The organism is Pseudomonas sp. PMCC200344 (assembly GCF_030053095.1).
GTDB classification, from domain to species: Bacteria; Pseudomonadota; Gammaproteobacteria; order Pseudomonadales; family Pseudomonadaceae; genus Aquipseudomonas; species Aquipseudomonas svalbardensis.
Genome location: NZ_CP125618.1, coordinates 1,758,180 through 1,771,955, shown reverse-complemented (window position 1 = coordinate 1,771,955; position 13,776 = coordinate 1,758,180). Strand labels below are relative to the sequence as shown.

At 59.8% G+C, this 13,776-nt stretch carries 5 protein-coding genes; 3 read left to right on the top strand and 2 right to left on the bottom strand.

Annotated elements, in window-relative coordinates; genetic code table 11:
* Positions 1–50 precede the first annotated feature (50 nt).
* Entirely contained in the window at positions 51–2,024 is a 1,974-nt protein-coding gene (locus QFW87_RS07880; protein WP_283190216.1) for a hypothetical protein, read from the top strand.
* A gap of 137 nt (positions 2,025–2,161) precedes the next feature.
* Positions 2,162–5,905 carry an Ig-like domain-containing protein gene (locus tag QFW87_RS07875; protein ID WP_283190215.1) on the top strand — a complete coding sequence of 1,248 codons (3,744 nt, stop codon included), beginning with the start codon at positions 2,162–2,164 and terminating at the stop codon, positions 5,903–5,905.
* A 182-nt stretch (positions 5,906–6,087) separates the two neighbouring features.
* Here the strand turns inward: QFW87_RS07875 and QFW87_RS07870 are convergent, their stop codons facing one another.
* Positions 6,088–6,525 carry a type I secretion C-terminal target domain-containing protein gene (locus QFW87_RS07870; RefSeq protein ID WP_349294107.1) on the bottom strand — a complete coding sequence of 146 codons (438 nt, stop codon included), beginning with the start codon at positions 6,523–6,525 and terminating at the stop codon, positions 6,088–6,090.
* Between the two features lie 546 nt (positions 6,526–7,071).
* Here QFW87_RS07870 and QFW87_RS07865 point away from each other — a divergent pair.
* Positions 7,072–7,431, top strand: a complete 360-nt coding sequence (locus QFW87_RS07865; protein WP_283190214.1) for a DUF6124 family protein — start codon at positions 7,072–7,074, stop codon at positions 7,429–7,431.
* Between the two features lie 242 nt (positions 7,432–7,673).
* Here QFW87_RS07865 and QFW87_RS07860 read toward each other — a convergent pair whose 3' ends face one another.
* On the bottom strand, positions 7,674–13,337 hold the full coding sequence (locus tag QFW87_RS07860; RefSeq protein WP_283190213.1) for a retention module-containing protein: 5,664 nt from the start codon (positions 13,335–13,337) through the stop codon (positions 7,674–7,676).
* Positions 13,338–13,776 lie beyond the last annotated feature (439 nt).

Here is a 13,776-nt window from a genome sequence, read left to right as displayed (position 1 = left end):
TTTGAACTGTGTTTCCTGCACGTGGGGAAACCTATCCCTGGAGAAATGCAATGAGCATCAACGTGAAAGCCGCACCGACTGTCAGCAACGTCACCATCATGGGTCAGCCACTCGTTGGCGGAACGATTACCGGCAGCTACCTCTACCAGAATTCGGACGAAAATCCCGAAAGTGGCTCAACGTACTGCTGGTACAACGGGGGGAAATCTGGCGACGTAATTGCCACTACGCTCGATTTAACGCTGCTACCCGAACACGATGGCATGGAGCTGACATTCTCGGTGACACCCAACGCCTTGTCTGGTGAAACTGGCGAGGAGACTTTCTCCGAGCCAGTCATCATCATCACTGGTGGGTTCCAGAACATCTCGGACGAAGAGAGCGAGAACAGTTACCTGAAGCAACGCGGCCAGTACGCCTTTCACGCCAATACCCCCAAGGATGGGATTATCACCACCTCGGCGGGCGCCATGGCGTTGAAGAACCGGGTCACACAGAACGTTTCCGTCATGGGAGGCAGTACCTTCGGTGGCGTAGTGCCCCCGGAGATAGCGAGCTTTCTGTTGAACAACCCCGCCACCACCATGTCTTCTACCCATAGCAGCTTTGGTGCATTGGTGCCGGTAGGCAGCGGTAACCAGCTGTTTGTCTGGGGTCCGGACAGGCCCGCCAACACGCCAATTATCAGGGATGTCAAAGCGGTTTACGCCAACGAGACGTCACTGGCGTTTATCTATCGAAACCCCAAACCGGGCGAGCACACCATTGGCGCTATTGGTACAGCGGCGACAGGGGGCGAGGTCCCATTGGCCATTCAGACCAAGCTGTTTTTTGACGCGCCAACCGCCATCTATTCCACCACCAGCTCATTCGTTGTGCTAACCAAGGCCGGCAAGGTATACGCCTGGGGACCGGTCGCCACAGGCGGCGTTATCCCGGCCGATGTGCAGGCAGAACTCGACTTGATGAAGGTGGAACGAATCGTTGCCTCATCTACAGCGTTTTGCGCAATCACGGCAGAAGGCGGCTTGATCGGCTGGGGAACAAGTGGTGTCATTCCGGCCGCTGCGCTGGAAAAAATCTATGACGATAACGGCGCTCAAACCGTCATTGCCAATGAGCATGCCTTCTGTGCAATCACCCTGGGCAGGAAAAAAGCCGTGACCTGGGGGAATGCGAGTTACGGCGGCACGATGTCTGAAGCAGCAGCAAGCCTTGCCGCCAAGGGCAACCTTACATTGTGTGCTGCCAGCCCCTGGGCCATGTGTTTTATCAATGCCAATGGCCAGGCAGCAGCCTGGGGATATGCAGGTTACGGCGGGGGGCCGATCCCGACCCGACGCATGGCCATGGGTGCTATGGGAGCCATGGGAGCCATGGGCGTAAAGGCCAGTAAAGAAAGCGTCGATGAACCCTCCATGAACGCACAGGCACTTTTTGAAGAAGGCGACACCCAAAGCCGTATCGAATCACTGTTTGAAGCCAGCCCTATTGCCGAACCCTCTGGCGCCGAGGCATTCAGGGCTTTCTCCGCCCCCAGTGTATCGACACGAGTGTCGTCCAGGGTTGAAACAAAAGATGGCGGCGACATCGAACTGGTACGCAATGACGGTAGCTTCGTGTTGATCAGTCGCGATGCCGATGGTCGCACCAAAGATGTCATCGCCTGGGGATTGGCTGCAACGGGAGGCACACTTCCTGACGTGACCCGCCAGGTCCTGATGGCCAGCACCATTCGTAAAGTGTATTGCTCCAACGGTGCGTTTGCCGCACTGGTCGATCAAGGCCAAACCAAAGGCGCTGTCGTTGCTTGGGGCAGAGCGACCTACGACGGCGGCGTGATTCCCCCAACGTTGCAAAGCGCATTGAGCAGCGGGGTTGTTGAAATCTATACGGTTCAGAGCCGACCCTCTCCTTCAGCAACCGTGTATGGGGGCTTTGTCGCACGCAAAGAGAACAACCGCTGCGTGACCTGGGGCGGTCATCTCCCGGCGCAGGATTTTGATCCGGCACGAGACGCTTAGCACTAACTCTGCCCGCCGGGGCCAGGCGAACACCTTCGACTGGCTCCCGGCGCTTCATTTCCCCCTTCAGCCATAAAGTTTCCATGATTGAGGGGCAACCACGACTCATCGCCAGGTAATGACCCTCAGGAGCTCCCATGGACCTTTCCAATCCAGGCCTATTCTCTCGATTTGATGACACTGATTCTGTGCTCGCCACGTATCCCTTGATGATCGCCGGCATGATCCGAGAGCTCGCGGACGGTGATGGTGGAGTCAACATTGCGGTGCTCACCGGTCATCCTGCCGGAATGCTTTGCAACATCGATCCTTATAGCGGCATGCAGGCAGGAGACCGACACGACATCTACTGGGGCGATCTCAAGATCTATGAAAAAGAGGTTTTGCCTGAAGAGGTCGATAATCGCCTGCTGTTCTACATACCGACTACCGACATTGTTTCGGGCTGGGTTGAGGAAGTGTATTACCAGATAACCCGCAATGGCTCGACGACCCCTGATGACAAGTCTGCGCCACTGCGAGTTCTGGTCAAGCTCAACCGCCCGGGCGGACCGGATAAACGACCCTTTGAAGCCTGGCATTCAGAACTGAAAGCCCCGCAGCTACCCGACGATGTGATCAAAAACGGCGTGGATGCCGAATGGGCGAAAAACGGTATTCCAATCACCGTACCGACTTACCCGGAGATTACCGCGAGAGATACGGTACGACTGAAGTGGGGGACTGTATTCGCCCCCGCTCTGCGGATCACTGAGCAACAGGCTGCAGGCACGGAGGCAATCACCATCACTATTGATCAGGCGACGGTCCTGGCCGGCGGTGACAGCAATGCCTTGCCGGTGCGCTACGAAGTTTATGATGAAGTGTTCAACTTCTGCGAAAAGTGGTCCGCAATCACCCCAGTGAATGTCGACGCCGGTGCCTGGCGACTGCTGGCTCCTCTTATCGTAGAAGCGTTGAACGGTGTTATCGATCTGGACCAATTGAACAGGGGCCCGGTCACACTGCAAATAGACATCACGCCCGAGTACTTCGAAACCGACGACACGCTTGAGGTGTCCTGGGTCGGTACGCGTCCTTCTTCCAGCGAGCCGGTCAACCATAAAGAATCGGTAACCATTGTCAAAGGGCCAGACCGTGTCCAGGTCAAGGTGCCCTACGAGATTGTCAAAGCCATTGCGATGGGCTCGGCGGATGCGTCATACGTGCTGATCAAAGCCAACGGTGCCCCACCATTGTCTTCCAAACACGCCTTTGCCACAGTCAGAGGCAAGATCTCGAATTTGCCGGCGCCGACCATCAGCGAAGTCATCGGGGAAACACTGGAGCCAAGCGTAAGCCGTGCGACCGTGCATATCCGTTATCTGGAAATGACCGACGGCGACCTTATCAGCCTCGTCTGGTCAGGCACACGGGCCAATGGCAATCCCTACCTGCATGAAGTGCCCCATACCGTCACTGCGGGCGAAACCAGACTCAAGCACATCACACTGCTCGTCGAGAATGCGCACATCACGCCACTCGATGGCGGCACGCTCGACCTTTTTTACCGTGTATCCAATGACCTGGCGCAAGCCCGCAGGATCGACGAATCCGATTATTTGTCGGTGAAGGTCGGGACAATATTGGCCACGTTGCCCGCCCCGCTAGTGGACGAAACGCAGGACGGCGTTCTCGATCCAGCACTGGTACCGCGCAACGCCACCTTGCGTATCCCCTACCTGGGAACTGCCAAGGGAGATGAGTTGACCTACTATTGGAGGGGTATCTCTCCTGTCGGCACTACCACCGACCGACTGCCAATCACCACCGGTCTGGTCGGCAAGCCATTGACCTTCAGGATCGATGCGCAATTCATCAAGCCAAACATGAACCAACAGGTCGAGGTCCGTTACACCCTCAAGCGCGCGGCCACCGGCGAATACGAGACCTCGGAACTGCTGCTGCTGATCGTCGGTACGTTGATTGGAGAATTGCCGGCGCCTGAGGTGAAAGAGGCTGACGGCAACACATTGAATCCGATCAAGGCGTTGACCCACCTCACAGTGAAAATTCCGCGCTATGCCACCATGGAGACGAGTGACCGACTCAGCGCCACCTGGACCGGGACCCCGGGCCAAGGGTCATTTACGAGCCCTGAAAGACAAGTTCGTACGATTGAACCTAAAGAAGTTGAGATGCCTACCCATTTGGTCCCCTTCAACCTGGATCGAGACGTGGTGGTCACCTATAACGTCAAACGCTATGTCCAATCGAAAGCTTCCGATCCGCTGAATCTTCACGTTCAGAAGTTTTCTCTCAGTGATCTGCCGACCCCGAAAGTCACGCAGGCGCCCGACGACCAGGTACTGGAACTGGCCGCCTTCATTGGAGATGCGACCACCACCCTGGCCAAATGGCCTCACAGCGCCGAGGGCCAGAAAGTCTGGTTGCACGCCGAAGGCACCAGCAACGGCAGCCTTGAAACCATTACGTTGTATGACGGCAAAACCATTACGCAGCAGGAAGCTGAACAAGGCTTGAGTACCTTCCTGACCCGCCAATGGCTCCTGCAAATGACCGACAAATCAACTCTCACGCTGATCGCCAAGGTCGCCTTCGATGGCGGCGATAACCCTGACCTGGCACAGGAGTTTCCGCGACTGGTGTTGACGTTGCTGCAAGTGGGAGAGTTGGTCCTGATCCCGCCCAGCGTCGACGGTGTGGTGGGCAACGCCTTTGACCCTTTCATACTGCCCGCCAGTGGCGCTGTGGTGAAGGTGCCTCGTTATGGTGGCATGGCCGTTGGAGACACAGTCTTCGTCAGCTGGCGTGGTGCTCCCGGAAGTGGCTCACACATTACAGATCCACAAGTGCTGCAAAAGCTGGGTGAAATGAGCTTCAGCGTGCCCAAAAATGTCGCGATCGCCAATGCCGGGCGCAGCGTTTTGGTGGTCTACCATGTAACGCGTGCCGAGGGGGGGGAAAAGCGTGAATCACCGCCCTATACCTTTAACGTCGTAGTCGAGCTCAGGCTGGGGCCGCCCACTGTTACCGGCGTCGTCGGTGGCATTCTTGACCCGGACAGAGTCCCTGCCAGCGGCGTTCCTGTGACCATCCCTCAGTATCAAGGCATGGCAATTGGCGACATGGTCAGAGTGAAGTGGACGGGCGAGGGCGGCAGCGGCACAACGCTGCCCGTGAGAATTGACTCATTGGGCTCCAGGACAGTCAACGTTGACCGGGCGCTGGCAATCAACAATCGAGGTTATGACGTTACGGTCACCTACCTGGTAACGCGTGTAACCGGAGGGCCAGAGCGAGAATCGCCAGCAGCAGCGTTTAAAGTACTGGTGCCCCAGGTGTTCAACACCAACCCCGTAACGCTCAGTGGCAAGGCCTACGTTCTTCGGGACTACCCGACAACACATCCCGCGTTGACCGCGGGTATCTCGGTGCGGTACCAGGCAAGTGGCGGACAACCGGGGTACCGCTATGTTTCCAGCAACACAGGCGTGGCCGTTGTCGATGCATCCGGCCTGGTGGTTGCCCGTGGCAGAGGGTCGGCGACCATCACGGCGATGGACTCATTCAATCAATCCAAAAGTTATACCGTGACAGTGACCAATGTCATTCAGTGCATAGGACTGGGTAGTGGAACATGGGCGGGTATTAACGCAGCAGCGAACGCCCATGGGGTGAGAATCCCAAGCTTTGGAGAGCTGGAGGAGATTCATGCGGCTTATGGTGGCCGTTGGCCAATGGGCGATCATCATTACTGGTCAACCACCGACCATAGTGACTTCCGGGGCCCCCAAAAAAGGTGCCATTACCTCGCCCGCGGTTCCAATATAAACATCTATGTAAGGACCGGCTACTCACTCGGAGTCGGTATCCGGTAAGTGATTTAGCCAGAGGCACCGCGTCATCGTCCTTCGCGGGCAAACCACGCTCCCACATCGGCGTACGACGCAGATGTGGGAGATTCTATGTTGCAGGAGAACCCAGCAGTCTTAAATTTGGCTGGTATTCGCTCTGGTTTTTCATGAGAGCAAATGCCGTCCGGCAGCTTCAGGATTTCAGGTCAGACGGTATCCACCTTCAACGAATGATCATTAAGCATCCCGTTGATAATCGTCGCCGTATCGTGCCCCCCCGCAATCACCCCACCCGCCCCCGGCGTTACGCCGTAATGGCTGGCCAGGTTCACACCCGCCAAATCAATGGTCTGATTCGGCCCAGCGCCAGCCATGGCGCTGACGTCGATGCTGGTGACCAGTGAATCGCCGCTGCCGGTGACTTTGAAGTGCAGGTAATCATCCAGCGACGCTGCGGTGCTGTTTTCCCCTTGCAGCAGTTGCGACAGGTCGAGTTTGTCGATGCCCGGCGTGAAGTCGGTGACCACGTCGTGGCCGCTGTTGCCTTTGAGCCATTGGAAGGTGTCGGCACCGCTGCCGCCGGTGAGGGTGTTGTTGCCCAGGCCGCCGATCAGGAAGTCATCGCCGCCCCCGCCGTTGAGCATGTCGTTGCCCAGGCCGCCGTTGATGATGTTGCTGTGGTTATCGCCCGTCAGGGAATCGTTGAAGTTGGAAAGGATAAGGGGACGGATCTATTTAATATTGAGCGTTTAAAAAAATCGCAGCCTGCGACAGTTCATACAGCGGATTGCATTTGATCCTGCTGGAGTTGCCGGGGGCTGTGATCTATTGCTTTTAAGCTATGGCGTTTAAAAACACTTCCAGACACGCCTTCCAGGCTACACATCCTTGCGCCATTGCCTACAGATACGCCAGAATCCGCCGGCTTGTGCGCCGTGGGGGTGGGTTCTATTGTGGTCCGGTCGCTGACGAATCAGCGATCGGGTTTAGCGACCTGATTCTATGTAGGCGCATCAGCGCTCCAAACTCCATCGCAGATCTCCTGATTGCGATTGGTGTCATGGCGGCTGTGCGTGGGAGACCTTCGGGTCTGCCGGGCGCCTACACCCGGTTCGCTAACCTGCGTCCAGCCGCCACCTTTATCTGTTTAGCGACAGGTTTTAGTGGCTCCACTTTGTAGGAGCTTCACCATGATCAAACCCACACCCAACCCGCCCGAAACCGCCCCCACCTCCCCCTACGAATCCCTCGATTCGAAAAAACTCCACGAAGCCGCTGACCGCGCGCTCGACCACTACCTCTGCCCGCCCGGCTCCACGCCACCCCCACGTAAAACCCGCGGGATGTATGCCGTGACCGCGGACACAAAACACGAGGAACTGTTGACCGATGCCTGCGAAACTCTCGCTTCGGCAAAGACCATCGCCCAGGACTTCGCCGGCCAGTTGCCGGGGCCGCAGCGCCGGACGGTGTTGGGGATTGCGCAGTTGATCATGCTCGGGGAACTGGCGGTGAATCGGGTGCTGGATAATCTGGAGTTGCCGGGCTGACCAAGGCCTGAGGAACACTTACTGATTGATTCGGTGTCCATTCTGGCCCCTTCGCGATCAAGCCCGCACACATTGGATCGTTGTCGAACACAAAATCTGTGATCGCTGAGGATCAACTGTGGGAGCGGGCTTGCTCGCAAAGGCTGACTCACCGACAACACATCTTTTCAGACAGAAAAAACCCGCCGCCCCGTTTGATCGGGCAGCGGGTTTTGTCGTTTCAGGCTCGAATCAAAAGCCGATCACACCGTATCAACCTTCAACGAATGGTCATTAAGCATCCCGTTGATAATCGTCGCCGTATCGTGCCCCCCCGCAATCACCCCACCCGCCCCCGGCGTTACGCCGTAATGGCTGGCCAGATTCACACCCGCCAAATCAATGGTCTGGTTCGGCGCGGCGCCAGCCATGGCGCTGACGTCGATACTGGTGACCAGTGAATCGCCGCTGCCGGTGACTTTGAATTGCAGGTAGTCATCCAGCGACGCCGCGGTGCTGTTTTCCCCTTGCAGCAGTTGCGACAGGTCGAGTTTGTCGATGCCCGGTGTGAAGTCGGTGACCACGTCGTGGCCGCTGTTGCCTTTGAGCCACTGGAAGGTGTCGGCACCGCTGCCGCCGGTGAGGGTGTTGTTGCCCAGGCCGCCGATCAGGAAGTCATCGCCGCCCCCGCCGTTGAGCATGTCGTTACCCAGGCCGCCGTTGATGATGTTGCTGTGGTTGTCGCCGGTGAGCGAGTCGTTGAAGTTGGAACCGGTGAGGTTTTCGATCGCTGTCAGGGTGTCGGTGCCGGCGCCCACCGTGTTCTGCGGGGTGAGCAGGTTCAGATCGACGGTGACGCCGGCCGTAGCGTGGGCATAGCTCGCGGTGTCGACGCCGGAGCCACCGTCGAGCAGGTCGTTGCCCGCACCGCTGTACAGCAAGTCATTGCCGGCGCCGCCGTGCAACTCGTTGTTGCCGGCGCCCGCCACCAGTACATCATCGCCCGCCGTGCCGGTGAGGATGTGGCCGTCCTGATAGGTGATGGTCGCGGCACCGCTGTCGCTGCCGCCATGGCTGTCGTTGGCAGCGTAGGTGCCGTGGGCATCTGGCGTGATGTCGTGGGCACCGGCGTAGTTGAGGGTCATGGTCAGTTGATAGTCTTCCGCCCCCTTCCCGCTGCTGCCCGGACCATCGATGTCGATGTTGGTGATGTGAATCTGGTACGTGCCGTCCGCTGCGGCAGTGATGGTCTGGCCGTCGGCGATGGCAATGAAGGCCCCACCGTTGACGGAGTACTCCATTGCGATGTGACCGCCCGCGAGGTTGTGATCCAGGTTAAGGGTTTCACCCTGTTTGAGGTTGACGGTGATGCGGTCCTCATCATTGGCATTGGCGACAGCGCCCAGATAGCCGCTGACCACCAGCAATGCGGTCATGGTCGCGACGTTGCCGGCAAAGGCGTTCCGCACATTTGCCAATGCCTGGTTCGCCTCGTTGTTGGTGCCGTAGAAATTGATCGCTCCGCTGCCGGTGAAGTCCGCACCTTTGGCAATCCAACCGGTGTTTAAGGTGGTCGGCGACGCGCTGAGCGCTTTGATGCAGCTGTCGCTGACATCGATAGTAATAGTGGTGGTTCTTTCGTCACCATCGCCATCGCGCAAAGTGTAGGTGAACACGTCGGTCGCACCGGGACCGTTCACGGCGTCCGGGTTGCTGTGATAGACCGCGTTGCCCGCTGCATCCAGCGTCAGGTAACCGTAGGTGCCATTGATGTGGCTGTTCAGGCCGCCGATGACCGAGGTCGAGGTGTCTGAACCGGCGCGCACGCCGACCACCCCACCCCCATCGGCGTCGCCGAAGTCGTTCGCCAGCACGTTGCCACTGACGATACCGCCCTCCGCTACCGAGGCTGCATCGGGGTTGGCAGTCGGCAGGTCATCGACGATTTTGACCACGATGGTGCTGGTGGTGGAATGGCCCAGGGCGTCGGTGGCTTTGTAAGTGAAACTTTCGCTGAGGGTATTCTCGCCATCGTCGGCGTGCGGCGTGGTGCTTGGCGCCGAGGTCAGCGTGTAAGTGTAGGAGCCATCGGGATTGAGGAGGATTTGCCCGTAGGTGCCGGTGGCGCTGCCGACCAGGGTGTAAGTGATCGCACCGCTGGCACCGGTGACGGAGCCGACCAGGGTGCCACTGGCGGTTTCAACCGTGCGGTCTGGCTGGCTGCCGGTGACGGTGCCCGCCGCCAGATCCTGACCGTCCTTGTTGAGATCCAGGGCTTTTTCGTAGACGGTCACGTCGCTGTCGCTGACCGCGCTGATGCAGCTGTTGAGCACGTCGATGGTGATGGTGGTGGTGCTTTGGTCACCGTCGGCATCGCGCAGGGTGTAGGTGAACACGTCGGTCGCGCCAGGGCCGCTTACGGCGTTCGGGTTGCTGTGGTAGACGGCGTTGCCGTTGGCGTCCAGCGTCAGGTAACCGTAGGTGCCATTGATCTGGCTGTTGAGGCCGCCAACGGCCGAGGTCGAGGTGTCTGAACCGGCACGCACGCCGAGCACCGCTCCTGCGGCGAGGCCATCGGCGCCGCCGACGTCGTTCCACAGCACGTTGCCGCTGACAACGCCGCCTTCGGCGACTGCGGTCGAGTCGGCGTGGGCGATCGGCTGATCATCAACGATTTTGACCACGATGGTGCTGGTGGTGCTGTTGCCCAGGGCATCGGTGGCTTTGTAGGTGAAGCTTTCACTCAAGGTGTTGGCGCCGTCGTTGGCGTGCGGCGTGGTGCTAGCCGGCGAGGTCAGGGTGTAGGTGTAGGTGCCGTTGGGGTTGAGGAGGATTTGGCCGTAGGTGCCAGTGGCGCTGCTGACCAGGGTGTAGGTGATCGCGCCGACCGCGCCGCTGACGGAGCCGACCAGGGTGCCACTGGCGGTTTCGCCGGTGTTGCTCGGCAGGCTGCCGGTGACCGTGCCGGGCGCCAGATCCTGGCCGTCTTTGTTTAGATCCAGGGCTTTTTCGTAGACGGTCACGTCACTGTCGCTGACCGCTGTGATGCAGCTGTTGTGCACATCGATGGTGATGGTCGTGGTGCTTTGGTCACCGTCGGCATCGCGCACGGTGTAGGTGAACGTGTCGGTCGCGCCGGGGCCGCTCACAGCGTTCGGGTTGCTGTGGTAGGCGGCGTTGCCGTTGGCGTCCAGCGTCAGGTAACCGTAGGTACCATTAATCTGACTGTTCAGGCCGCCAACAGCCGAGGTCGAGGTGTCTGAACCGGCGCGCACGCCGATTACCGCCCCTCCTGCGGCGAGGCCATCGGCGCCGCCGACGTCGTTCCACAGCACGTTGCCGCTGACAACGCCGCCCTCTGCGACCGCGGTCGAGTCGGCGTGGGCGATCGGCTGATCATCGACGATTTTGACCACGATGGTGCTGGTGGTGCTGTTGCCCAGAGCGTCGGTGGCTTTGTAGGTGAAGCTTTCGCTCAGGGTGTTCGGCCCGTCGTTGGCATGCGGCGTGGTGCTGGCCGGCGAGGTCAGGGTGTAGGTGTAAGTGCCGTTGGGATTGAGCAGGATTTGCCCGTAGGTGCCGGTGGCGCTGCTGACCAGGGTGTAGGTGATCGCGCCGACCGCGCCGCTGACGGAGCCGACCAGGGTGCCACTGGCGGTTTCGCCGGTGTTGCTCGGCAGGCTGCCGGTGACCGTGCCGGGCGCCAGATCCTGGCCGTCTTTGTTTAGATCCAGGGCTTTTTCGTAGACGGTCACGTCACTGTCGCTGACCGCTGTGATGCAGCTGTTGTGCACATCGATGGTGATGGTCGTGGTGCTTTGGTCACCGTCGGCATCGCGCACGGTGTAGGTGAACGTGTCGGTCGCGCCGGGGCCGCTCACAGCGTTCGGGTTGCTGTGGTAGGCGGCGTTGCCGTTGGCGTCCAGCGTCAGGTAACCGTAGGTACCATTAATCTGACTGTTCAGGCCGCCAACAGCCGAGGTCGAGGTGTCTGAACCGGCGCGCACGCCGATTACCGCCCCTCCTGCGGCGAGGCCATCGGCGCCGCCGACGTCGTTCCACAGCACGTTGCCGCTGACAACGCCGCCCTCTGCGACCGCGGTCGAGTCGGCGTGGGCGATCGGCTGATCATCGACGATTTTGACCACGATGGTGCTGGTGGTGCTGTTGCCCAGAGCGTCGGTGGCTTTGTAGGTGAAGCTTTCGCTCAGGGTGTTCGGCCCGTCGTTGGCATGCGGCGTGGTGCTGGCCGGCGAGGTCAGGGTGTAGGTGTAAGTGCCGTTGGGATTGAGCAGGATTTGCCCGTAGGTGCCGGTAGCGTTGCCGACCAGGGTGTAGGTGATCGCACCGACCGCGCCGCTGACCGAACCGACCAGGGTGCCACTGGCGGTTTCGCCGGTGTTGCTCGGCAGGCTGCCGGTGACCGTGCCGGGCGCCAGATCCTGGCCGTCTTTGTTTAGATCCAGGGCTTTTTCGTAGACGGTCACGTCACTGTCGCTGACCGCTGTGATGCAGCTGTTGTGCACATCGATGGTGATGGTCGTGGTGCTTTGGTCACCGTCGGCATCGCGCACGGTGTAGGTGAACGTGTCGGTCGCACCGGGACCGCTCACGGCGTTCGGGTTGCTGTGGTAGACGGCGTTGCCGTTGGCGTCCAGCGTCAGGTAACCGTAGGTGCCATTGATCTGAGTATTCAGGCCGCCAACAGCCGAGGTCGAGGTGTCTGAGCCGGCACGCACGCCGATTACCGCCCCTCCTGCGGCAAGACCATCGGCACCGCCGACGTCGTTCCACAGCACGTTGCCGCTGACGATACCGCCTTCGGCGACCGAAGCCTCGTCGGCATGAGCAGTCGGCAGGTCATCGACGATGTTGACGTTGATTTGCCCGGTCGCCGAACTGCCGTCCGTATCGGTGGCGACGACGTCGAAATTCTCGGTGATGCTGTTGGCGCCGTTGCCGGCCGGATGGGTTTCATTGTCGTTGAGGGTGTAGCTGTAACTCACAACCCCCGTGGCCGGGTTGTACCCGGTGACGGTCAGGGTGTTGCCCAACGGGGTGGTGATCGACAGTGGGAAGCCCGCGGCAACGCCCCCGCTGATCACGCTGACGCCACCGATGCTCAGGCTGGTCAGCCCGTCAGGCGCAGACACGCTAAACGTGCCGGTCTTGGTCAGCGCCCCAGGGTTGGGGGCCGAACCGTCGGCCAGGTTGGCCTCATTGACGGTCAGTTCACCTCCAGCCACCGACAGGCCGGTGAGGGTGACCGGATTGTTCGGCACCTCAGGAACAACCGGTGTTACAGGAACAACCGGTGCCCCAGGAACAACCGGCGCCACCGGAAGATCGCCTGAACCTCCCGAACCGCCTGAACCACCTGAACCACCTGAACCGCTTGCACCGTTGTCGCCGTTGTCCGGGTTTCCGGCCAGCCGCTCCAGGGGAAACTCAGGAATGCCGTTGAAACCTGCGGTAGGAAAACCAATGGTCGGATCGACCCGCCCGCCCACCTCTTCAAGCATGACAAACGTGTGGCCGCCGCCCAGTGCACCGGGTGCGCCGGTCGATCCCGGTCCGGCCGCCGTGGCTTCAGCGGTCTGGGTCGGGTCGTCGCCGGCAGCGATCGCTTTTTGCAGTTGCTCGACATCGGTCAGTTGCGCCTGAGTCGGCGTCACCGCTTCAGCAGTGTCCACATGGGGCGCCTGATGCACGAGTAACTGGGGCGTCATCTCCATACTGCTGCCACGCCCAAGTGTCAGTTCCTGGCCATTCTGCAGATGAACCGCTACCGCGCCTTCGGCCCCGGTGACCAGTTGATCGCCGGCGAATAACCGGTCCCCCTCGACCAGCGCGCGTCGGGTGCCATCGCTCGCAACCGCGAACACCTGACCAATGACCTTACTGACAATACCGATGAGCGTAGCCATGTGCACTTCCTCCGCTGCCAACCGCTGTCGGCATCCTGTTTTTGCGAAGAACGTGCTCCTGGCATCCAACGGGTTGCCTGACGGAATCGCCTGCTGGCAGCGGTTACCTGAAGTAAGCCGCTGCCCTGGCGCCGTTCTCGCCAAGCGTGCCGCTCGCGGGCGACGTGTCTGCTGCGGGATAAAAACCCTCTGCAATCAATGGCATCGGGATCCACTTGCGCAACAAGTCGCCCTTTGAGCGATGCGTAACGGTTTTGATCCACAAAGGTGACAAAAAACCGTCACCTTAAAACCGTCCGCTTCCCTCCCCTCCAGCACTTCCCCGCCCTATGTCGATTGTGGTTTGAAACTTTCCTCAAGCCCCGCCGAGCGCTCTAAGGCTCATAAATCAGGGGCTTTCGCAGTGAACAATGTGCTGGATTTTGCGGAGCGCATAAGT

What these genes read in the sequence shown, in the direction of transcription:
- QFW87_RS07880 (WP_283190216.1), top strand. Translation starts at nt 51, where the DNA reads ATGAGCATCAACGTGAAAGCCGCACCGACTGTCAGCAACGTCACCATC.
- QFW87_RS07860 (WP_283190213.1), bottom strand. Translation starts at nt 13,337, where the DNA reads ATGGCTACGCTCATCGGTATTGTCAGTAAGGTCATTGGTCAGGTGTTC.
- QFW87_RS07865 (WP_283190214.1), top strand. Translation starts at nt 7,072, where the DNA reads ATGATCAAACCCACACCCAACCCGCCCGAAACCGCCCCCACCTCCCCC.
- QFW87_RS07870 (WP_349294107.1), bottom strand. Translation starts at nt 6,525, where the DNA reads ATGCTCAACGGCGGGGGCGGCGATGACTTCCTGATCGGCGGCCTGGGC.
- QFW87_RS07875 (WP_283190215.1), top strand. Translation starts at nt 2,162, where the DNA reads ATGGACCTTTCCAATCCAGGCCTATTCTCTCGATTTGATGACACTGAT.